16 protein-coding genes are annotated in these 20206 nt (G+C 71.5%); 1 reads left to right on the top strand and 15 read right to left on the bottom strand.

The features are described 5' to 3' along the window. The 13 genes from KV106_RS20585 to KV106_RS20645 all read right to left on the bottom strand — a co-directional run bounded on the left by KV106_RS20585 (window position 1) and on the right by KV106_RS20645 (window position 14821). On the bottom strand, window positions 1-1206 hold the full coding sequence (locus tag KV106_RS20585) for an MFS transporter (protein WP_261212023.1): 1206 nt from the start codon (window positions 1204-1206) through the stop codon (window positions 1-3). Beyond that, window positions 1203-2342, bottom strand: a complete 1140-nt coding sequence (locus tag KV106_RS20590) for a histidinol-phosphate transaminase (protein WP_261212024.1) — start codon at window positions 2340-2342, stop codon at window positions 1203-1205. Before KV106_RS20590 ends, KV106_RS20585 begins: the two co-directional genes overlap by 4 nt. Further along, window positions 2339-3727 carry an FAD-binding oxidoreductase gene (locus tag KV106_RS20595; protein ID WP_261212025.1) on the bottom strand — a complete coding sequence of 463 codons (1389 nt, stop codon included), beginning with the start codon at window positions 3725-3727 and terminating at the stop codon, window positions 2339-2341. Before KV106_RS20595 ends, KV106_RS20590 begins: the two co-directional genes overlap by 4 nt. 7 nt (window positions 3728-3734) lie before the next feature. Beyond that, the gene (gene hutG, locus KV106_RS20600) at window positions 3735-4550 is read right to left on the bottom strand and encodes an N-formylglutamate deformylase (protein ID WP_093343856.1); all 816 of its coding nucleotides are present in this window, start codon (window positions 4548-4550) and stop codon (window positions 3735-3737) included. 12 nt (window positions 4551-4562) lie between these two features. Then, complete coding sequence (locus KV106_RS20605; protein WP_261212026.1) at window positions 4563-5945, bottom strand: formimidoylglutamate deiminase; 1383 nt, start codon at window positions 5943-5945, stop codon at window positions 4563-4565. Next, a complete protein-coding gene (hutI, locus tag KV106_RS20610; protein WP_261212027.1) occupies window positions 5942-7177 on the bottom strand; it encodes an imidazolonepropionase in 1236 nt (411 codons plus the stop codon). Before hutI ends, KV106_RS20605 begins: the two co-directional genes overlap by 4 nt. 183 nt (window positions 7178-7360) lie before the next feature. Beyond that, window positions 7361-7942 (bottom strand): HutD/Ves family protein, encoded by a 582-nt coding sequence (locus KV106_RS20615; protein WP_261212028.1) that lies wholly within the window; start codon window positions 7940-7942, stop codon window positions 7361-7363. A gap of 2 nt (window positions 7943-7944) precedes the next feature. Further along, window positions 7945-9678, bottom strand: coding sequence for a urocanate hydratase (gene hutU, locus KV106_RS20620; RefSeq protein ID WP_261212030.1), 1734 nt, complete (start codon window positions 9676-9678; stop codon window positions 7945-7947). A 52-nt stretch (window positions 9679-9730) separates the two neighbouring features. After that, complete coding sequence (gene hutH / locus KV106_RS20625) at window positions 9731-11296, bottom strand: histidine ammonia-lyase (protein ID WP_261212032.1); 1566 nt, start codon at window positions 11294-11296, stop codon at window positions 9731-9733. A 64-nt stretch (window positions 11297-11360) separates the two neighbouring features. Further along, window positions 11361-12140, bottom strand: a complete 780-nt coding sequence (gene hutC, locus KV106_RS20630) for a histidine utilization repressor (protein ID WP_057593442.1) — start codon at window positions 12138-12140, stop codon at window positions 11361-11363. A 5-nt stretch (window positions 12141-12145) separates the two neighbouring features. Next, entirely contained in the window at window positions 12146-12934 is a 789-nt protein-coding gene (locus KV106_RS20635) for an ABC transporter ATP-binding protein (RefSeq protein ID WP_057593448.1), read from the bottom strand. Window positions 12935-12939: 5 nt separating this feature from the next. After that, entirely contained in the window at window positions 12940-13815 is an 876-nt protein-coding gene (locus tag KV106_RS20640; protein ID WP_082321716.1) for an ABC transporter permease, read from the bottom strand. 43 nt (window positions 13816-13858) lie between these two features. Further along, window positions 13859-14821, bottom strand: a complete 963-nt coding sequence (locus KV106_RS20645) for an ABC transporter substrate-binding protein (protein ID WP_057593443.1) — start codon at window positions 14819-14821, stop codon at window positions 13859-13861. A gap of 373 nt (window positions 14822-15194) precedes the next feature. Between KV106_RS20645 and recQ the strand changes: the two genes are divergently transcribed. Continuing rightward, window positions 15195-17069, top strand: coding sequence for a DNA helicase RecQ (recQ, locus tag KV106_RS20650; RefSeq protein ID WP_057593444.1), 1875 nt, complete (start codon window positions 15195-15197; stop codon window positions 17067-17069). Between the two features lie 27 nt (window positions 17070-17096). Here the strand turns inward: recQ and KV106_RS20655 are convergent, their stop codons facing one another. Both KV106_RS20655 and KV106_RS20660 read right to left on the bottom strand, forming a co-directional pair. Continuing rightward, window positions 17097-18293: a nucleoside hydrolase gene (locus tag KV106_RS20655; RefSeq protein ID WP_409976543.1), complete on the bottom strand. Its 1197-nt coding sequence runs from the start codon at window positions 18291-18293 to the stop codon at window positions 17097-17099. Window positions 18294-18546: 253 nt separating this feature from the next. Then, a complete protein-coding gene (locus KV106_RS20660; RefSeq protein WP_261212034.1) occupies window positions 18547-20124 on the bottom strand; it encodes a S41 family peptidase in 1578 nt (525 codons plus the stop codon). Window positions 20125-20206: the final 82 nt, after the last annotated feature.

A 20206-nucleotide genomic window follows, 5' to 3' on the forward strand; every position in this document is an offset into this window, starting at 1 on the left:
TCAGGCCGGCGCGTGCCGGGCCGCGCGCGCCAGGCAGCCGACCGACAGCAGCGCCAGCAGGCCGCTGGCGACGATGGCCAGGTCGTAGCTGCCGCGCAGGTCGAACAGCAGGCCGGCCGCGCTGGCGCCGATCGAGGCGGCCACGCCGACCGCGATGTAGAGCGTGCCGAGGATGGCGCCCAGCGCGCGCGTGCCGTACCAGCGCGCCGCCAGCGCCGGATAGAGCGCGATGCAGCCGCCGTTGGCCGCGCCGAACAGCAGTGCGAACAGCGCCAGCGAAGCGAAGCCGCCGGCGGCCCACCACAGCAGGTGCAGCGCGGCCAGCGCCAGCGTGAGCAGCGAGAGCAGCCGGCGCGCGCCGAGCCGGTCGCCGAGCCCGCCGAGCACCAGCCGGCCGCCGACGTTGCCCACGCCGATCAGTCCGATCAGCAAGGTGGCGTCGGCCGCGCCGATGCCCAGCCCCTGCGCCGCCGGCGCCACGTGGACCAGCGCGACGAACAGCCCGATCGAGCCCCAGCCGATGGCCGCGAAGTACCACCAGAAGCAGGCGCCGCGCACCGCCTCGCGCCAGCGCAGGCCGGTCTCGACGGGCGCGCCCGCCGCAGCGGACACCCGGTCTCCGTCGGGCAGCAGGCCGAGTTCCTGCGGCCGGGCCCGGATCGCCCAGGCTGCCACGCCGCCGAGCAGCAGGATGCCGAGCGCGAACAGCTGCATCGTGGCCTGCCACGACAGGTGCTGCTGCAGCGCGCCGGCCGTCACCGGGCCGACGAAGGTGCCGAGCCCGGTGCCGGCCAGCGCCAGCCCCGAGGCCCGGCTGCGCCGGCGCACGAACCAGCGCTGCACCGCGGCCACCGCCGGCACGTAGACCAGCCCGACGCCGAAGCCGACGAACAGGCCGAACAGCGCGAACAGCACGGCCAGCGACGGCGCCAGGCTCGCCAGCGCAAAACCGGCCGCCAGCAGCACGATGCCGGTGCCGACCACCGCGCGCAGCGGGAAGCGGTCGGCCAGCGCGCCCGAGAAGGCGCCGACGATGTAATAGAGCAGCGCCGTGGCCGAGAACAGCGAGGCGACCGGGAAGCGGCCGGCGCCGAAGCTGGCCTGGATGCCGGCGAAGAAGGCGCCGAAGGAATAGGCGGCGCCGAACACCAGCGCCAGCAGCACATGGGCCGCCGCGACGACGCCCCAGCCGCGAAAGAGCCTCATGGCGCCTTCGACATGATCGCGTCCATCGCCGCGACGAAGCGCTCGAGCTCGTGCGGCGCGCCGACCGAGACGCGGATGAAGCGCTCGAAGCCCGGCTCCTTCCACGGCTTGACGATGATGCCGCGCGCCAGCAGCGCCTCGTTGACCGGCCCGTTCGGCCGGCCCAGGTCGATGAACAGGAAGTTGGCCGCCGAGGGCGCGATGCGCAGCCCCGGCCAGTGGCGCGCGCGCAGCTGCGCGGCCAGCGCTTCGCGCAGCCGCACGGTCTGTTCCACGGCCGCGGTCATGCAGGCCTCGTCGCCCCAGGCCGCGAGCGCCGCGGCCTGCGCCGCGAGGTTCACGTTGAAGGGCGTGCGCACGCGATCGAGCAGCTGCACCAGCGCCGCGTCGGAAGCGATGCCGTAGCCCACGCGCAGGCCCGCCAGGCCCCAGGCCTTGGAGAAAGTGCGCAGCACGATCCACGGGAAGGCCACCGCCTCGCCGCGCAGCCGCGCGAGCACGTCGGGATAACCGGGCGCGAGCCGCGCGTATTCGTAGTAGGCCTCGTCGACCACCAGCAGCGTGCCCGCGGGCACGGCGGCCAGCAGGCCCTCGAAGTCCCGCGTGTCGAACATGCAGCCGACCGGGTTCGAGGGATTGGCCAGCATCACCAGCTTGGGGCCGCGCGCGAGCGCCGCGCACCAGGCCTCGATGTCGAAGCCCAGCTCGGGCGTGAGCGCCAGCAGCTCGACCTGCGCGCCCATCATGCGCGGATAGATCTCGTGCAGGCCGAAGGCGGGGCGCTGCGTGAGCACGCGGTCGCCGGGGCCCAGGAAGGCCTGGCACAGCATCTGGAGGATGTCCTCCGAGCCGTTGCCGATCACCAGTTCCGACGGCCGCGCGCCGCTGCGTTCGGCGATCGCGGCGCGCAATGCGGTGCAGTGGGCATCGGGGTAGGTGCCCGCGCGCGCCGCCAGGTCGACCAGCGCGCGCGCCACCGCGGGGCTCGCGCCGTAGGGGTTCTCGTTGCTCGCGAGCCGCGCGATCTGGTCGACGCCGTAGCGCGCGCGCACGGCCTCCGAGGACAGGCCGGCGTTGTAGGCCGGCAGCGGCGCGACTTCGGGTCGCGCGAGGGCATGGATGGCGGTCGTGTTCACAAGTCGAATACCTTGCCGGGGTTGAGCAGGTGGAGGGGATCGAGCGCCTGCTTGATGGCGCGCATCGCGGCGAGTTCGTCAGGAGTGCGGCTCGCGCCCAGGTAGGGCTTCTTGTGCAGGCCGATGCCGTGCTCGGCCGAGATGCTGCCGCCGCGGGCCTCGACCTGCGCGTAGACCATGCGCTCGAAGGCCTCGGCCTCACCGCCGATGGCCCGGCCGTCGGTGGTCACCTGCAGGTTGCTGTCGCCCACGTGGCCGAAGAACAGCGAGTGGTGCCCGGGCCAGCGCGCATCGAGCGCCGCGCGGCAGTCGTCGGCGAAGCGGCCGATGCTGGCCATCGGCAGGCTCACGTCGAGGTTGATCGGCGGATGCATGTGCACCGGCAGCTCGGCCGTGGCCTCGCGGATCTTCCAGAAGGCGCGCGCCTGCGATTGCGACTGGGCGATGACGGCATCGACCGCCGCGCCCTCCTCCATCGCGCCGGCCAGCGCCGCCTCGAGCGCCTCGCGCAACGCGGCCTCGTCCTCGCCGGCCACGTCGACCAGCGCCACCAGCGGATGCGCCGCGTCGAAGGGCTCGCGCAACTGCTGCCAGCGCAGCGAGGTCTGCACGAAGTCGCGCCACATCAGCTCGAAGGCCGCCAGCGCGCCCGGAAAGCGCGCGCCGAGCCGGCGCAGCAGCACCAGCGCGGCCTCGAAGTCCGGCAGCGCGACCAGCGCCGTGGCCTTGGCGCGCGGTGCCGGATGCAGCCGCAGCAGCGCGCGCGTGATCACGCCCAGCGTGCCCTCGGCGCCGATGAAGAACTGCTTGAGGTCGTAGCCGGTGTTGTTCTTGAGCATGGGCCGCAGCATCGGCAGCACGCGGCCGTCGGCCAGCGCCACCTCCAGGCCCAGCGCCTGCTCGCGCATCATCCCGAACTGCAGCACGCCGTTGCCGCCCGCGTTGGTCGACAGCGCGCCGCCGATCTGGCACGAGCCGCGCGCGCCGAAGTCCACGCCGAACAGCAGGCCCCGCGCGGCGGCCGCCTCCTGCACCGACTGCAGGGTCGCGCCGGCCTGCACGGTCAGCGTGCCGGCGGCGGCATCGAGCGACTCGATGGCGTTCATGCGTTCGAGCGAGAGCGCGATCGCATCCGCGCGCGGCACCGCCGCGCCGGCCAGCCCCGTGAGCCCGCCCTGCGGCACCACGGGCACGCGGTGCTCGCTGCAGAGGCGCAGCACGGCCGACACCTCGCGCGTGTCGCGCGGGCGCACCAGCGCCAGCGGCAGCACCGGCGCCACGCCGCTCCAGTCGCTGCGGTGGCGCTCGGCGATGGCCTCGCCGCGCAGCACCTGGCCGGCGCCCAGCGCCTCGCCGAGCGCGGCGAGAAAGGCCTCCTGGCTCATGGCCGGCTCACCCGCGGCCTTCGACGAAGTCGAGCACCGCCTCGAGCATGCGGCGCACCTGCGGCTGCACGCCGGCCGCCACCTGGGGCAGGTAGGCGAAGGGCAGCGCTTCCTGCATGTAGCTCGACTGCGTCATCTCGAGCTGCACCGCATGCACGCCACCCGCGGGGTTGCCGTACTGGCGCGTGATGTGGCCGCCCTTGAAGCGGCCGTTGAGCACGCCTGTGTAGCCGGGGTTCGACGTCGCGATGCCCAGCAAGGTGGCGGCGAGCGCGGGGTCGCAGCTCTTGCCGTCGGCGGTGCCGAGGTTGAGGTCGGGCAGCTTGCCCTCGAAGAAGCGCGGCAGCACCGAGCGGATCGAGTGCGCGTCCCACAGCGCGATGGTGCCGTGCGCGGCCTTGAGTCGCGCCAATTCGGCCGCGAGCTGCGCGTGATAGGGCTGCCAGATCGCCTCGCGGCGCGCGGCGATCTCGGCCTCGCCGGGCAGGTCGCCCGCGGCATACAGCGGCGTGTCGTCGAAGGTGTCGACCGGGCACAGGCCGGTGACGCTCTGGCCCGGATAGAGGCTGGCGCCGTCGGGCGGACGGTTGAGGTCGATCACGTAGCGCGAGTGCGTGGCCACCAGCACCGAGGCGCCGAGCGCGTCGGCGAAGTCGTAGAGCTGCTCGAGGTGCCAGTCGGTGTCGGGTACATGGCGCGCCTCCTCGGTGAAGCGCGCGAGCAGCGCGCCCGGCACGTGGGTGCCCACGTGCGGCATCGAGATCAGCAGCGGGCGCGTGCCCTGGCGAAAGCGGAAGGCCGGTTCGGTGGTGGTGAAGCTCATGGCGTGGGTTCCTCAGTCTTGAAGCAGTTGGGTGCGCGCGGCCACGAAGGCGGACGCGGCCTCGGCATGCAGCGCATGGCGCCCGGCGGCGACGCGCGCGCGGCCCGCCACCCACACGGCGTCGATGGCGCGGGTGCGGTGGCTCGCGAAGACGTGCGCCGACAGCATGTCGGGCGCCGGCAGCCCCTGCAGCGCGAGCTGTTGCGCGTCGAGCACGACGAAGTCGGCCTGCTGGCCCGCCGCGAGGCCGCCGATGGCGCGGCCCGCGGCCTGCGCGCCGCCCTGCACCGCCTGCAGGGTGAGCGCGGTCGCCACGTGTGGCTGCGCCGCGGTCGCGCCCACGTTGCGCTGGCGCGTGCGCAGGCGCTGGCCGTACTCGAGCATCAGCAGCTCCTCGGCCGCATCGACGCAGGCATGGCTGTCGGAGCCCAGGCCCCAGGCGCCGCCGTGCTGGCGCCAGGCCGCGAAGTCGAACAGGCCGTCGCCGAGGTTGGCCTCGGTGGTCGGGCAGAGGCCGGCGACGGCGCCGCTGCGGGCGCCGCGCCGGTACTCGTCGGCGTCCATGTGCGTGGCATGCACCAGGCACCAGCGCGCGTCGACCGGCGCATGGTCGAGCAGCCATGCCACCGGGCGCTGGCCGCTCCAGGCGATGCAGTCGTCGACCTCCTTGGTCTGCTCGGCGATGTGGATGTGGACCGGCGCGCCGGCCTCGATCGCATCGAGCCCCGCGAGCGCTTCGCGCAGCGCGTCGGGCGGCACCGCGCGCAGCGAGTGCGGCGCGAGGCCGAGCCGCGCGCCCTGCGCGTCGCAGGCGGGCTTCAGCGCCTCGAGCAGCCGCAGCATCGAGTCGGTGGAACGGATGAAGCGCCGCTGCCCCTCGTTGGGCGGCAGGCCGCCGAAGCCGCTGGTCTGGTAGAGCACCGGCAGCAGGGTGAAGCCGATGCCGGTCCTGTGCGCGGCGCGCAGCAGCGCGCGGCTCAGCGTGGCGTCGTCGGCATAGGGTTTGCCGTCGGCGTCGTGGTGCACGTACTGGAACTCGCAGACGCTGGTGTAGCCGGCCTCGAGCATCTCGGCATAGAGCCAGGTCGCGATGTCTTCCATCTGCCGCGGGCCGAGGCGCGCGGCGAAGCGGTACATCAGCGTGCGCCAGCTCCAGAAGCTGTCCTGCTGCTCGGCGCGGTGTTCGGTCAGGCCCGCGAAGGCGCGCTGGAAGGCGTGCGAGTGAAGGTTGGGCATGCCGGGGATCACGGGGCCGCTGGCCGTGTCGGCATCGGCCGGCTTGTCGGCATCGGCCCTCGCCTCGACGAGCTGGCCGGCCTCGTTCCATGCCAGCAGCACGTTCTTCGCCCAGCCGGTGGGCAGCAGCGCGTCGGCCGCGAACAGCGCGCGCGTCATGCCGAGGCTCCCACCGCGATGCGGCCCTGCCGCACCACGGTGCGCACGGGCCGCTGGCCGAACCAGTAGGCGAGCTCGGCCGCGTCGCGCACCGACCAGAGCACGAAGTTCGCGGGCCGGCCCGCGGCGATCGCGCCGTGCGAGGCTTCGAGGCCGAGCGCGCGCGCCGCATGCTGGGTGACGCCGGCCAGCGCCTCGGGCACGGTGAGGCGGAACAGGGTGCAGGCCATGTTGACCATCAGCAGCAGGCTCAGCGCGGGCGAGGTGCCGGGGTTGTGGTCGGTAGCGACCGCCATCGGCACGCCCGCGGCGCGCAGCGCCTCGATCGGTGGCAGGTGGGTGTCGCGCAGCGTGTAGTAGGCGCCGGGCAGCAGCACGGCCACGGTGCCGGCCGCGCGCATCGCCTCGATGCCCTCGGCCGACAGGTGCTCGATGTGGTCGCAGGACAGCGCGCCGTAGCGCGCGGCCAGCGCGGCGCCGCCCATGTCCGAGAGCTGCTCGGCATGCAGCTTGACCGGCAGGCCCAGCGCCCGGGCGGCCTGGAACACGCGCTCGGTTTCGTCGAGCGAGAAGGCGATGCGCTCGCAGAACACGTCGACCGCGTCGACCAGCCCCTCGGCCGCGAGCGCCGGCAGCATCTCGCGGCAGACGAGCTCGATGTACTCGCCGCTGCGGCCCGCGTACTCGGGCGGCAGCGCATGGGCGCCGAGGAAGGTGGTGCGCACCGTCACGCCGTAGTGCTCGCCGAGCCGCCGCGCCACGCGCAGCTGCTTGCGCTCGTGCGCGAGCGCGAGGCCGTAGCCCGACTTGATCTCGATCGCGCAGACGCCGTCGGCCAGCAATGCCTCGAGCCGCGGCGCGGCCTGGGCGAACAGCGCGTCCTCGTCGGCCTCGCGCGTGGCGCGCACCGAGGAGACGATGCCGCCGCCGGCCTTCGCCACCTCCTCGTAGCTCGCGCCCGCGAGCCGCATCGCGAACTCGTTGGCGCGCTGGCCGCCGTAGACCAGGTGGGTGTGGCAGTCGACCAGGCCCGGCGTGGCCAGCGCGCCGCCGCCGTCGTGCACGGGCAATGCGGCGTACTCGGCCGGCAGCGCGGCGCGCGCGCCGACCCAGCGGATCGTGCCCTGCGCGACGACGAGGGCGGCATCGTCCGATTCGATGCCGGGCGCGGCGCCCGACGCGAGGCGCAGGCCGGTCCAGAGGCCGTCGGCGGAAGGATGGGAGAGGGTCATGTCAGTGATCCGATGCAATGCGCCGCTCGCCAATCGAGTCGCGAGAAAGCGGACTTCCGGACGCGGAGGACGCGAAGGTTGCGCGAAGGACGCGAAAGGAATTCATGAAAACTTCGACTTTCTTTTTCGCGGCCTTCGCGGATTCTTCGCGTCCTCTGCGTCCGGCTGTTGGTATTTCATGATTCAAGCGGGAAGGATGCGCACGGCCACGAGCCGAGCCGCATCGTCGGCGGGCTCGACCCGCCAGCCGCGCGGTGCATCGGACCAGCACAGGCCCTCGCCCTCGCGGCACGCCGCGCCGCCGGCATCGAGCCGCCAGCCGCCGCGCAGCGCGAGCAGCACGCCATGCGGCGCGGCTTCGAGCGCCGTGGCGCCGTCGAGCACGCGCACCTCGGCGCGCCAGGCGCCGCGGCGGGTCATCACGTTGAAATCGCTCGAGGCGCCGCCCAGCAGCGTGCAGGCTAGCGCGGTGTCGCCGCTGAAGGCGAAGGGCCGGTGCGGCGCATCGAGCGGATGGTCGATGGCGCCGTCGGCCGAGCGCAGCCGCACGCCGTCGCCCTCGAGCAGCATGATGCTGCGGTCGATGCCCGCGAAGCGCGAGAACGGCCCGGCCTGCGCGATGCTGGCGATGCTCACGCGCCAGCCGAAGTCCTCGAGCCCGGCGCCGGCCGGCCAGCAGGCGATCTCCTGCGTGGTGCCGCCGCCGTTCTTCCACGGCATCACGGGCAAGGTGGCGCGCGAGAAGCGCTGCGTGCCGCCGGCCATGCTCAGCCCTTGATCATCGGCAGCTTCAGGCCCTGCTTCTTCGCGGTGGCCACGGCGATGTCGTAGCCCGCGTCGGCATGGCGCATCACGCCGGTGGCGGGGTCATTGAACAGCACGCGTTCGATGCGCCTGGCGGCGGCATCGGTGCCGTCGCAGACGATCACCACGCCCGAATGCTGCGAGTAGCCCATGCCCACGCCGCCGCCGTGGTGCAGGCTGACCCAGGTGGCGCCGCCCGCGGTGTTGAGCAGCGCGTTGAGCAGCGGCCAGTCGCTCACGGCATCGGTGCCGTCCTTCATGGCCTCGGTCTCGCGGTTGGGGCTGGCGACCGAGCCGGTGTCGAGGTGGTCGCGGCCGATCACGATCGGGCCCTTGAGCTCGCCCGACTTCACCATCTCGTTGAAGGCCAGGCCGGCCCTGTGGCGCTCGCCGAGGCCCAGCCAGCAGATGCGCGCGGGCAGGCCCTGGAAGCTGATGCGCTCGCGCGCCATGTCGAGCCAGCGGTGCGTGTGGGTGTTCTCGGGGAACAGCTCCTTGATCTTGGCGTCGGTCTTGTAGATGTCCTCCGGATCGCCGGAGAGCGCGACCCAGCGGAACGGGCCCTTGCCCTCGCAGAACAGCGGCCGGATGTAGGCCGGCACGAAGCCCGGGAAGTCGAAGGCGTTCTTCACGCCCTCGTCGAAGGCCACCTGGCGGATGTTGTTGCCGTAGTCGACGGTCGGGATGCCCATGGCCTGGAAGTCGAGCATGGCCTGCACGTGCACCGCGCACGACTGCGCGGCCGCCTTCTTGAGCGCGGCATGCTGCGACTCGTCCTTCATCGCGGCCTGCCATTGCGCCACGCTCCAGCCCGCGGGCAGGTAGCCGTTGATCAGGTCGTGCGCCGAGGTCTGGTCGGTCACGAGGTCGGGCTTGAGGCCGCCGGCCTTCGCGCGCTTCACCAGTTCCGGCAGGATCTCGGCCGCGTTGCCCAGCAGCGCGATCGACACGGCTTCCTTGGCGTCGCAGTGCTGCTTGATCAGTTCGAACGCATGGTCGATGTCTCGCGCCTGCTTGTCGACGTAGCGGGTGCGCAGGCGGAAGTCGATGCTCGACTGCTGGCACTCGATGTTGAGCGACACCGCGCCCGCGAGCGTGGCCGCGAGCGGCTGCGCGCCGCCCATGCCGCCGAGGCCGGCCGTGAGGATCCACTTGCCCGCGAGGCTGTTGCCGTAGTGCTGGCGGCCGGCCTCGACGAAGGTCTCGAAGGTGCCCTGCACGATGCCCTGGCTGCCGATGTAGATCCAGCTGCCAGCCGTCATCTGGCCGTACATGAAGAGGCCCTTGCGGTCGAGCTCGTTGAAGTGCTCCCAGTTGGCCCACTGCGGCACCAGGTTCGAGTTGGCGAGCAGCACGCGCGGCGCGTTCTCGTGCGTCTTGAACACGCCCACCGGCTTGCCCGACTGGATCAGCAGGGTCTCGTCGTCCTCGAGCTCCTTCAGCGAGGCGAGGATCTGGTCGAAGCATTCCCAGTTGCGCGCGGCGCGGCCGATGCCGCCGTAGACCACGAGGTCCTGCGGCCGCTCGGCCACCTCGGGGTCGAGGTTGTTCTGCAGCATGCGGAACGGCGCCTCGGTGAGCCAGCTCTTGCAGTTCAGCTGGCTGCCGCGCGGAGCGCGGATCACGCGCGTGGGGTCGTGGCGCGGATCGGCGCCGGTGGCAGCGTTGGCGGCGATGAATTTGTCGGGTGCGTTCATGGCGGGAGTCCTTTCGATGGCAAGGAAGGTCGGACGAGGAATCGGGGAAGGTTCAGGCGCGGCTCGGCAGCACGGCGGCCAGCGGCGCGGCCCAGTCGCCGCGGCGGGCCCACAGGCGCATGGCTTCCACGTCGGGCGCCATGAAGCGGTCCTGCTCGATGAAGGCCACGCGCTCGCGGATGGCGGCGAACTCGGCCTCGACCAGCGCGGAGCTGCGCGGGCTGTCGGCGTTGCGCTTGAGCTCGATGCCCTGGCAGGCGCCCATGGCCTCGATGCCGACCACCACCGCGGTGTTGTCGACCATCTCGGCCAGGCGGCGGCCCGCGAAGGTGGCCATCGACACGTGGTCTTCCTGGTTGGCCGAGGTCGGCAGGCTGTCGACGCTGGCCGGATGGGCCAGCGACTTGTTCTCGGAGGCCAGCGCCGCGGCCGTGACCTGGGCGATCATGAAGCCGGAGTTGACGCCGCCGTCGCGCACCAGGAAGGGCGGCAGGCCCGAGAGGCCCGAGTCGAGCAGCAGCGCGAGCCGGCGCTCGGAGATCGCGCCGATCTCGCTCACCGCCAGCGCGATGATGTCGGCCGCGAAGGCCACGGGCTCGGCGTGGAAGTTGCCGCCCGAGATCACGTCGCCGGTGTCGCTGAAGACCAGCGGGTTGTCCGACGCCGCGTTGGCCTCGATGCGCAGCACCCGCGCCGCATGCGCGAGGTTGTCGAGGCAGGCGCCCATGACCTGGGGCACGCAGCGGATCGAGTACGGGTCCTGCACGCGGCCGCAGTCGGCGTGCGAGGGCACGATGTCGCTGCCCTCGAGCAGCGCGCGCACCGCGCCCGCCACCGCGATCTGGCCCGGCTGGCCGCGCGCGGCGTGGATGCGCTCGTCGAAGGGCTTGATCGAGCCCTGGATCGCCTCGAGCGAGAGCGCGCCCGCCATCAGGCCGGCGGCGAACACGTCCTCGGCGCCGAACAGGCCCGCCAGCGCGAGCGCGGTCGACACCTGCGTGCCGTTGAGCAGCGCCAGGCCTTCCTTGGGGCCGAGCACGAAGGGCGCGAGGCCGATGCGGCGCATGGCCTCGGTGCCGCCGATGGTCTCGCCCTCGGGCGTGCCGACCTCGCCCTCGCCGATCAGCACGCAGGCCATGTGGGCCAGCGGCGCGAGGTCGCCCGAGGCGCCGACCGAGCCCTTGCTCGGGATGCGCGGCAGCAGGCCGGCGTTGAACAACGCGAGCAGCGCGTCGACGATCTCGGGCCGCACGCCCGAATGGCCGCGCGCCAGGCTCACGGCCTTGGTGGCGAGCACCAGCCGCACCACGCCGTCGGGCAGCGGCGCGCCGGTGCCGACGCTGTGCGAGAGCACGAGGTTGCGCTGCAGCTCGGCCAGGCGCTCGGGCGGAATGATGGTCTGCGCGAGCTTGCCGAAGCCGGTGTTGATGCCGTAGACCACCTCGCCGGCCTCGACGATGCGGCGCACGGTGGCCTGGGCGGCCAGCAGGCCGGCGCGCGCGGCGCCGGCGAGTTCGAGCCGCGCGCCGCCCGCATGGATGCGGCGCAGCGCGGGCAGGTCGACCTCGCCGGGCGAGAGCACGAGCGGTTCGGTGGCGGCGTTGGGAGCAAGCTTCATGGTGCGATCCTGTATATACAAGTAGGTGCGAAAAAAATCGAAGGCCGGTATGGCGTGCGTGGGTTCAGCCGAAGGCCTGGTTGCCGTCGACGCGGAAGCGGCTGCCGAGCCGGTAGCGCGAGGCCGGGTGCAGGCAGCGCACCAGCGTCACGGGCAGGTCGCGGGTCCAGGTGCGTCGGGTCAGCAGCAGACAGGGCTCGGCCGGCGGCATGTCGAGGCGCTCGGCCTGCTCGGCGGTGGGCAGCACCGCGTCGACCACGTGCTCGATCTGGTCGAAGGGCACGTTGCGCACCAGGTACTCGCCGGGCGAGACGACCGAGAAGTCCTGGTCGAGGAACTCGGGCACGGCGCGCGGATTGACGTAGCGGTCCTCGATCTGCACCGGCGTACCGTTCTCCAGGTGCAGGCAGACGGTGTGGAACACCGACTCGCCGGGCCGCAGGTCGAGCCACACGGCGATGTCGGGCGAGGCGGCGATGCGCTCGAGCGCGATGAACTCGCAGTGGTAGTCGTGGCCGCGCTGGCGGATCTCGCTCGCGATGTTGGCGATCTGCAGCAGCGTGGACTGCGGCTTGTTCTCGGCCACGAAGCTGCCCACGCCGGCCACGCGCACGATGCGGCCCTGCTCCGAGAGCTCGCGCAGCGCGCGGTTGGCGGTCATGCGCGAGATGGCGAACTGCGCCACCAGCTCGTGCTCGGACGGCAGCCGGTGGCCGGGCGGCCAGGTGCCGTCCTGGATCTTGCGCGAGATGTGGTCCTTGACCTGCGCATAGAGCGCGAGCGATGGCGCGGCCGCGCTCGCGCCGGCGGGGCTGGGTGCGGAGGACGGCAGGTCGCGCTTCATCGCTCTCAATGCTCCGCCGACGCCATCGATTCGGCGCGGATCTCCTCGGTCAGCCGGGCCTTGATCTCCATGAACTCGGGCGAGGTCTTGATCGTGTAGTGGCGCGGATGCGGGAAGTCGACCGCGATCTCGGTCTTGATGCGGCCGGGCCGGGCGCTGAACACGGCCACGCGGTTGGCCATGAAGATGGCCTCGTCGATGTCGTGCGTGACGAACAGCACCGTCTTCTGCGCCGACTCCCAGATGCCCAGCAGCAGTTCCTGCATCAGCACGCGGGTCTGGTTGTCGAGCGCGCCGAAGGGCTCGTCGAGCAGCAGCATCTTGGGGTCGTTGGCCAGCGCGCGCGCGATCGCGGTGCGCTGCTGCATGCCGCCCGAGAGCTGCTTGGGATAGTGGTGCTCGAAGCCGCGCAGGCCGACCTTGGCGATGAAGAACTCGCTGCGCTCCTTCTGCTCGGCCTCGCTCATGCCGCGCTCGCGCAGGCCGAAGCGGATGTTCTGCGCGATCGTGAGCCAGGGGAACAGGGTGTAGCTCTGGAACACCACGCCGCGGTCGGCGCCCGGGCCCTCGATCGGCTGGCCATCGAGCAGCACCTCGCCGGTGGTCGGGAAGTCGAGCCCCGCGACGATGCGCAGCAGGGTGGACTTGCCGCAGCCCGAGGGGCCGAGGATGGTGACGAAGTCGTTCTCGCGCACCTCGAAGTCGACCGGCAGCAGCGCCTGCGTGCGCTGGCCGCGCGTGCCGGTGAAGGTGCGCGAGACGCCGTGGATCGACAACTGGGCCGGCTTGACGATGGTGCTCACAGCGTGCTCCAGGCGAAGAGGCGGCGGTTGACCGCCTTGAAGGCGAAGTCGGACACGAGGCCGATCACGCCGATGACGATGATCCCGAAGATGATCTGGCCGGTGTTCAGGAGCGCCTGGCTGTCGGTGATCATGTGGCCGATGCCCGAGGAGGAACCGATGAGCTCGGCCACGATGACGTAGGTCCAGGCCCAGCCCAGCACCAGGCGCAGGGTCTCGGCGATGCCGGGCGCGGCGCCCGGGATCAGCACGCGGCGCACGATGCCCCGGCTGCTGGCGCCCAGCGTGTAGGCGGCCTCCACCAGGTCCTTGCGCGCGCTGCCCACGGTCACGGCCACCATCAGGATCACCTGGAACACCGAGCCGATGAAGATCACCAGCAGCTTCTGGCTCTCGCCGATGCCGGCCCAGAGGATCAGGAGCGGAATGAAGGCCGAGGCCGGCAGGTAGCGGCAGAACGACACGAAGGGCTCGAGGAAGGCCTCGATCGGCTTGTAGGCGCCCATCGCGATGCCCAGCGGCACGGCGATGACCGAGGCCAGCACGAAGCCGCCGACCACGCGCCACACCGTCATGCCGATGTCCTGGATGAAGTTGTACTCGGTGAACAGCAGCCAGCCTTCGCGCACCATCGTGACCGGGCTGGCCAGGAAGGTCGGCGAGACGAAGCCGCCGAGCGTGAAGAAGGCCCAGACGGCGAAGAACAGCACGAAGAAGCCGACGCCGAGCATCCAGCGCGCACGCGGGCTCACGGGTTCGAGCGGCGCCATCGCGCGGCGGCGCCGCGCGGCGGCCACGCGCACGGCGGCGGGGGGAACGGAGGCCGCCGCGGGAGCGGCTGGCGCGGAGGGGATGGCGGTCGTCGCTTCCATGGCGGGCGATGCGTGGCGCTTCGTCGTTGCGGCTCGGGGCGGCTTACTTGATGAAGCTCGCGTCGAAGGTCGCGGCCAGGTCCTCGGGCGCCTTGCGGATCACGCCGGCCTCCAGCAGGATCGGCACCGAGTCCTTCATGAACTGGGTCAGCTCGCCGCTGAAGAACTTCTGGTTCGCGGCCTTGTCCTGCCAGCGCAGGTAGGCCGAGGACTTGGCGAACTGCTCGCCGCTCTGCTTGACCGCGCTGCCCATCAGCTCGTTGGACTTGGCCGGGTCGGACTTGATCATCTCGAGCGCCTCGAAGTACGAGTCGGTCAGCGCCTGCGCGGCCTTGGCGTTGGCCTTGAGCCAGGTCGGCGCGCAGCCCACGGTGTCCATCACCATCGGGTAGTCGAGCGTGGTCGCGAGGATCTTGCCGGCCTGCGGGTTGGCGCGCACGGTCGACAGGTAGGGCTCGTAGGTCATGGCGGCGTCGTTCTGGCCCGCGACGAAGGCCTGGGCGGCCGGCTGGGGCTCGAGCGAGACCGTCTTCACGTCCTTGATGCTCATGCCGTTCTTCGACAGCATCCAGGCCAGGCCGAAGTACGGCGCGGTGCCGGGCGCGCTCACGCCGACGGTCTTGCCCTTGAGGTCGGAGAAGCCCTTGACGTCGTTGCGCACCGCGATGCCGTCGGCGCCGTAGGACTTGTCCATCTGGAAGATCTGCACGATCGGCACGCCGTTGGCGTTCCAGGCCACGTGCGTCTCGACCGTGGTGGCGGCGCACTGGATCGCGCCCGAGGCCAGCGCCAGGTGGCGGTCCTTCTGCGGGATCATCTTGAGTTCCACGTCGAGCCCGTTCTTCTTGAAGATGCCGGCCTTGTCGGCCAGCGACAGCGGCGCGAAGCCGGTCCAGCCCGACATGCCGAGCGTGATCTTGGTCTGGGCGGCGGCGCCCCCGGCCGCGCCCGCGATGCATGCACCGGCTGCCAGCAGCGTGGCGATCTTTGCGACTGTCTTGGCCATCGAGGCCCTCCTGTTCGTGTGAAGCGTCAATTGAATCGGCTGGCAGCGCCCGTCGGAGCTTTCCGTGGTACGCGGCCGCAGTGTCATTCGCCCGAACACCCCTGTATATACAGGATAACCCGAAAAAGCCGCGGCGGAAACGGTGCAAGCCGGCACGGGGCGCACCTTGTATTGGTGCGAACCGCCCGATGCATGCACCAGTATGCTGTCTATACAGGCATCTCAAGCGAATGCCGACCGCTTGCAAACGGCGTGCCAGCCGCGCCGGCCGCCCGGACCGACGGGCGGTCGTACCCGGCCGGGCGACCGCAGCGGCGCGCCTGCTGCGCTGCGGCGACAATCGACCCCTTTCGTCGCCACCCAGCCCGCCGCCTTGTCCAATTCACCTTCCGCCGACCCCGCGCAGATCCTGCACGAGGTCTTCGGCTACGCCGCCTTCCGCGGTCCGCAGGCCCCGATCGTCGACCACGTGACCGGCGGCGGCGACGCCCTGGTGCTGATGCCCACCGGCGGCGGCAAGTCGCTGTGCTACCAGATCCCCGCGATCGCGCGCCAGCGCGCCGGGCACGGCATCGCGGTGGTGGTGTCGCCGCTGATCGCGCTGATGCACGACCAGGTCGGCGCGCTGCACGAGGCCGGCGTGGACGCCGCCTTCCTCAATTCCACGCTCGACTGGCAGCAGACGCAGGACGTCGAGCGCCGCATGGCGCGCGCCGAGGTCACGCTGCTGTACGCCGCCCCCGAGCGCGTGACCACGCCACGCTTCCTCGAGCTGATGGACGCGCTGGCCGCGCGCGGCAAGCTGTCGATGTTCGCGATCGACGAGGCGCATTGCGTGAGCCAGTGGGGCCACGACTTCCGTCCCGAGTACCGCGCGCTCACGGTGCTGCACGAGCGCTACCCGGGCGTGCCGCGCATCGCGCTGACCGCCACCGCCGACGCGCTCACGCGCGCCGACATCGTCGAGCGGCTGCAGCTCGAGCAGGCGCAGCAGTTCGTCTCGAGCTTCGACCGGCCGAACATCCGCTACACCATCGTCGAGAAGAAGGAAGCCACCACGCAGCTGCTGCGCTTCATCGAGCGCGAGCACGAGGGCGATGCCGGCGTGGTCTATTGCCAGTCGCGCAAGCGCGTGGAGGACGTGGCGGTGGCGCTGCGCGACGCGGGCATCAACGCCCTGCCCTACCACGCGGGGCTCGACGCCTCGGTGCGCCAGGCGCACCAGGACCGCTTCCTGCGCGAGGAAGGCATCGTGATGTGCGCCACCATCGCCTTCGGCATGGGCATCGACAAGCCCGACGTGCGCTTCGTGGCCCACCTCGACATGCCCAAGAACATCGAGGGCTACTACCAGGAGACCGGCCGCGCGGGCCGCGACGGCGAGCCGGCCCAGGCCTGGATGGCCTACGGCCTGCAGGACGTGGTGAACCAGCGCCGCATGATCGACGAGAGCCCGGCCGGCGAGGAATTCAAGCAGGTGATGCGCGGCAAGCTCGACGCGCTGCTCTCGCTGGCCGAGGCCAGCGACTGCCGGCGCGTGCGCCTGCTGGGTTACTTCGGCGAACAGAGCACGCCCTGCGGCAACTGCGACAACTGCATCGCGCCGCCGCAGGTCTGGGACGGCACCGACGCGGCGCGCAAGCTGCTGTCCACCGTCTACCGCGTGCAGCAGCAAAGCGGCATCAGCTTCGGCGCCGGCCACGTGATGGACATCCTGCGCGGCAAGGAGACCGAGAAGGTCAAGCAGTTCGGCCACGAGCGCATCAGCACCTTCGGGCTCGGCGCGGAATTCAGCGAGGTGCAGCTGCGCGGCGTGCTGCGCCAGCTGATCGCGATCGGCGCGGTGGCGGTCGACGCCGAGGCCTACAACACGCTCAAGCTCACCGAGGGCTCGCGCGCGGTGCTGCGCGGCGAGACCACGGTGTCGCTGCGCGAATCGATCTCCTCGCCGACGGCACGCGGCGGCAAGTCGCGGCGCGAGAAGACCGCGCGCGGCGCGCCCTCGCCGGCCGCGGCCGCGCTCGACGCGCAGGGCCAGTCGCGCTTCGACGCGCTCAAGGCCTGGCGCGCCGAGGTGGCGCGCGAACACAACCTGCCGGCCTACGTGATCTTCCACGACGCCACGCTGGCCGCGATCGCCGAGCGGGCACCGGCCACGCTCGAGGACCTGAAGGGCATCAGCGGCATCGGCACGAAGAAGCTCGAGGCCTACGGCAGCGAGGTGCTGCGGGTGTGCTCGGCCTTCTAGCCGGCCCACCCACCGCGCGCCACGGCCTCAGTTCGTGACCGGCAGCTTCACCGGCACCGGCCGCGTGAGCAGGTCGACGTAGAGGTCGTAGAAGCGCGCGTTGTCGAACTTCTTCACCACCTTCATCTTCTGCAGCGGCACGCCCGCGGGCGGCGTGGCATAGCCGACCGAGCGGCCGTTCTCGGGATCGCCGGGCTTGGCGATCACGTCGACGTACTCCTCGCTGACCTCGGTCGCGTAGCTCGGGTCGAGCAGGTAGGCGATGGTCAGCGTGTCCCAGATGTTCGAGGTGTAGCCGGGCTTGGTCTCGAACGAGTCCGCGAACCACTCCTTGCGGAAGACCTCGGTGACCGGCGTGGGCGTGGCCGGGTGCGCGATCTTGTCGTAGATGGCCTTGGTCATCAGCACGGTGTCGGTCACGTCCAGCGGCAACACCACCTGCGGGATCGGCAGCCGCACCACGTACTGCGCCGCGTCGGGATCGAACCACCAGTTGAACTCGGCCGTCTTCGTCGTGTTGCCGGCCACGTGGACCGCGCCGCCCATGTAGATGATCTCCTTGATCAGCGGCACGATCTCGGGCGCGCGCTTGGCGGCCAGCGCGATGTTGGTGAGCGGGCCGATCGCGAGGATGCTGACCTGCTTCGGGTTCGCCTTGATGGCATCGATCAGGAAGTCGACCGCGCCCTTGGCCTGCGCCTTGGTGCGGGTGGCGAAGCCGTCGGGGATCGGCACCAGGTCGGCGTCGCTCTTGGGCTCGGGCGAGCTCCAGGCGCCCAGGTAGCCGTCGCCGCCGGCGCCGGCCTTCATCTCGGCGTCGATGTCCGCCTTGGTGTGGTTCAGCGCGTAGTTCTCGCCCACGTAGACGCCGATGCGATCGCCCACGCCGAGCCGCTCGACCGACTTCAGCGCCTCGGCCACGCCCTGGCGCAGCCACTTGTTGCCCGACACCACGCTGATGCCCAGCACGTCGACCTTGCCCTCGGCCTGCAGCTGCGCGGCCATGGCGCCGAGCTGGCCGTCGTCGCTCATCGTGTTGTAGTCGCTGTCGATGATGATCTTGCGCGCCGGCGGAGGGGGTGGCGGCGGAGGCGGCGGGGGTGGGGGCGGCGGCGCGCTGCCGGTCGGCACGAACGCGAAGCCGTTGCTGCCACCGCCGCCGCAGGCGGTGAGCACCGCGGCCGACAGGGCCGACACGATCCATCGTCTTCTGGGCATCTGCATTTCTCTCTCTCCTTGGAATAGTGGTGTCTTTTCAGGGGGAAGCCGTCGAACGGATGCTCGAACGAAAACGTTTGCGCAAACGTTTGCCGAATTCTGGGCGCGAGGGCACGGCACAGGCAAGGCCCGGGGCCTAGGGGTTTTCCGCGAGGTGGATGGCGCGCGGCGGGCGCGCACGGACACGTGAAAACGGGCCCGTCGGGCCCGTTGTCGGTTCGGCAAGGAAGGCGCCGGCGAAGCGGCGCCGGCCGGTGGGTCAGTCGGTCTCGATCAGCCGGTTCTCGCGCAGCGGCGAGCGCAGCAGCAGCATCGGACCCGCGTCCTGCGCCGCGTCCGTCTTCTCGAGCTCGGGCGCCGTGCGCGCCGCGGCCGCGACCGGCACCGGGCAGCTGCCGGTGCTGCGCAGCGCGAGCGCGGCCGAGAACCGGCCCTCGTTCGGATCGCCCAGCGCATGCGAGAAGTCGTCGGCCACCGTGCAGTTGGGCGCGAAGCCGTCGCCGTAGTCGCCGAAGCCCTTGTTGTTCACGCCCTGGAACTGGATCGCGAAGTAGGTGGTGCCGCAGTTGTCCTGCGGATAGAAGCCGTAGGGCTTGCCGCAGGTGGCACCGCCCACGAGATTGACCTTGACGTCCACGCCGCGCAGCCCGTTGATGACCGACTCGCTGGCCGAGCAGGTGTCGGGGCTGGTGAGCACCGTGACCTGCGACAGGCCGAGCTGCGGCAGGGCCTGGCCGTTGCGCGAGGAGCCGAGGAAGAACAGCGGCGGCTGCAGGCCGAAGGGGTTCTTGTTGTTGAAGGCCAGGCGCTCGAAGGTCTTGCCCGCGGTCGCGGTCGGCGAGGCCACCATGTAGGCCAGCCGGCTCGCGATGTTGAGCTGGCCGCCGCCGTTGTAGCGCATGTCGAGCACGAGGTCCTGCACACCGTCGGCCTGGAACTTGTTCATGGCCGAGATCAGCTGCGCCTCGGAGGTCGTGATGTGGTCGTTGAACAGCAGGTAGCCGACGCGGCCACTCGGCGTGTCGACGGTTTTCACGTTCTGCACCGGCGTGCGCGTGATCCGCGCCGAGGCCAGCGTGACGGTGCGCGTGGCGCCGCCGGCCTCCTCGAGCTTGAAGCTGTGCGACTCGCCGAGCGTGGCGGGCGACAGCGCGCTGTTGATGGCGGTGGTGTTGGTGCTGTTGACCACGCTGATGCCGTCGATCTCGAGGATCTTGGCGCCGCGCGCGATGCCCGCGTTGGCGGCCGGCGAGTTCGGCTCGGTGAAGGCCACGCGCAGGTCGCGCGGGCGCGAGTTGCGCACGAACGCGAACTCGATGCCGTAGCCGGCCGAGACGCCGGCCTCCGACAGCTGGCGGTAGACCTCGGTGTCGTAGACGTAGTGGAAGCGGTCCTTGGCACGGCCCGAGGCCGTGGTGGCCGGCGTCTTCAGCACGTTGAAGTAGGCCACCGGCGTTGCGTAGTCGGCCGCCTTCAGCGTGGTCGGCACCTCGCTGTACCAGAGATAGGTTTCGTCGATCCAGGCGCGCACCCAGCGCTTCTCGATCGCGAGCGAGCCGGCGCGGTCGGGGTAGCCGAGGCCGGTGGCCGGATTGATGCCGCCGCGCGGCGCGGCGCACTGGCCGGCCACGCTGGACGAGGCCACGATGGTGTCGTCGTCGCCCGTGCCGGTGCCGGGGTTGCCGGTGCCCGGAACGATCGGAAAGCCGCCGCCTCCGCCCCCTCCCCCGCCGCCGCAACCGGCGAGCAGCCCCGCGAGGGCCAAGGCACCGGCCAGGGCCCAGGGGCCCGGGACCCGGGCATGTGGCCGCGCGCGGCCTGCGTTACGAAACCTCATCGAAGCTCTCCCCCATTCGAGCCCGCGGACGCGGACGGACGTATGAATCCGGAAGCGCGTGTCTCCCGGCGTGATGGCGGCT

The organism is Variovorax endophyticus (assembly GCF_025376855.1).
Taxonomy (GTDB): Bacteria; Pseudomonadota; Gammaproteobacteria; order Burkholderiales; family Burkholderiaceae_C; genus Variovorax.

Coding starts and splice junctions, on each gene's coding strand:
- KV106_RS20655 (WP_409976543.1), bottom strand. CDS start 18,293: ATGCAGATGCCCAGAAGACGATGGATCGTGTCGGCCCTGTCGGCCGCG.
- hutH (WP_261212032.1), bottom strand. CDS start 11,296: ATGAAGCTTGCTCCCAACGCCGCCACCGAACCGCTCGTGCTCTCGCCC.
- KV106_RS20645 (WP_057593443.1), bottom strand. CDS start 14,821: ATGGCCAAGACAGTCGCAAAGATCGCCACGCTGCTGGCAGCCGGTGCA.
- hutU (WP_261212030.1), bottom strand. CDS start 9,678: ATGAACGCACCCGACAAATTCATCGCCGCCAACGCTGCCACCGGCGCC.
- KV106_RS20605 (WP_261212026.1), bottom strand. CDS start 5,945: ATGACGCGCGCGCTGTTCGCGGCCGACGCGCTGCTGCCCACCGGCTGG.
- KV106_RS20595 (WP_261212025.1), bottom strand. CDS start 3,727: ATGAGCCAGGAGGCCTTTCTCGCCGCGCTCGGCGAGGCGCTGGGCGCC.
- KV106_RS20640 (WP_082321716.1), bottom strand. CDS start 13,815: ATGGAAGCGACGACCGCCATCCCCTCCGCGCCAGCCGCTCCCGCGGCG.
- hutI (WP_261212027.1), bottom strand. CDS start 7,177: ATGACCCTCTCCCATCCTTCCGCCGACGGCCTCTGGACCGGCCTGCGC.
- KV106_RS20615 (WP_261212028.1), bottom strand. CDS start 7,942: ATGGCCGGCGGCACGCAGCGCTTCTCGCGCGCCACCTTGCCCGTGATG.
- hutG (WP_093343856.1), bottom strand. CDS start 4,550: ATGAGCTTCACCACCACCGAACCGGCCTTCCGCTTTCGCCAGGGCACG.
- hutC (WP_057593442.1), bottom strand. CDS start 12,140: ATGAAGCGCGACCTGCCGTCCTCCGCACCCAGCCCCGCCGGCGCGAGC.
- KV106_RS20660 (WP_261212034.1), bottom strand. CDS start 20,124: ATGAGGTTTCGTAACGCAGGCCGCGCGCGGCCACATGCCCGGGTCCCG.
- KV106_RS20585 (WP_261212023.1), bottom strand. CDS start 1,206: ATGAGGCTCTTTCGCGGCTGGGGCGTCGTCGCGGCGGCCCATGTGCTG.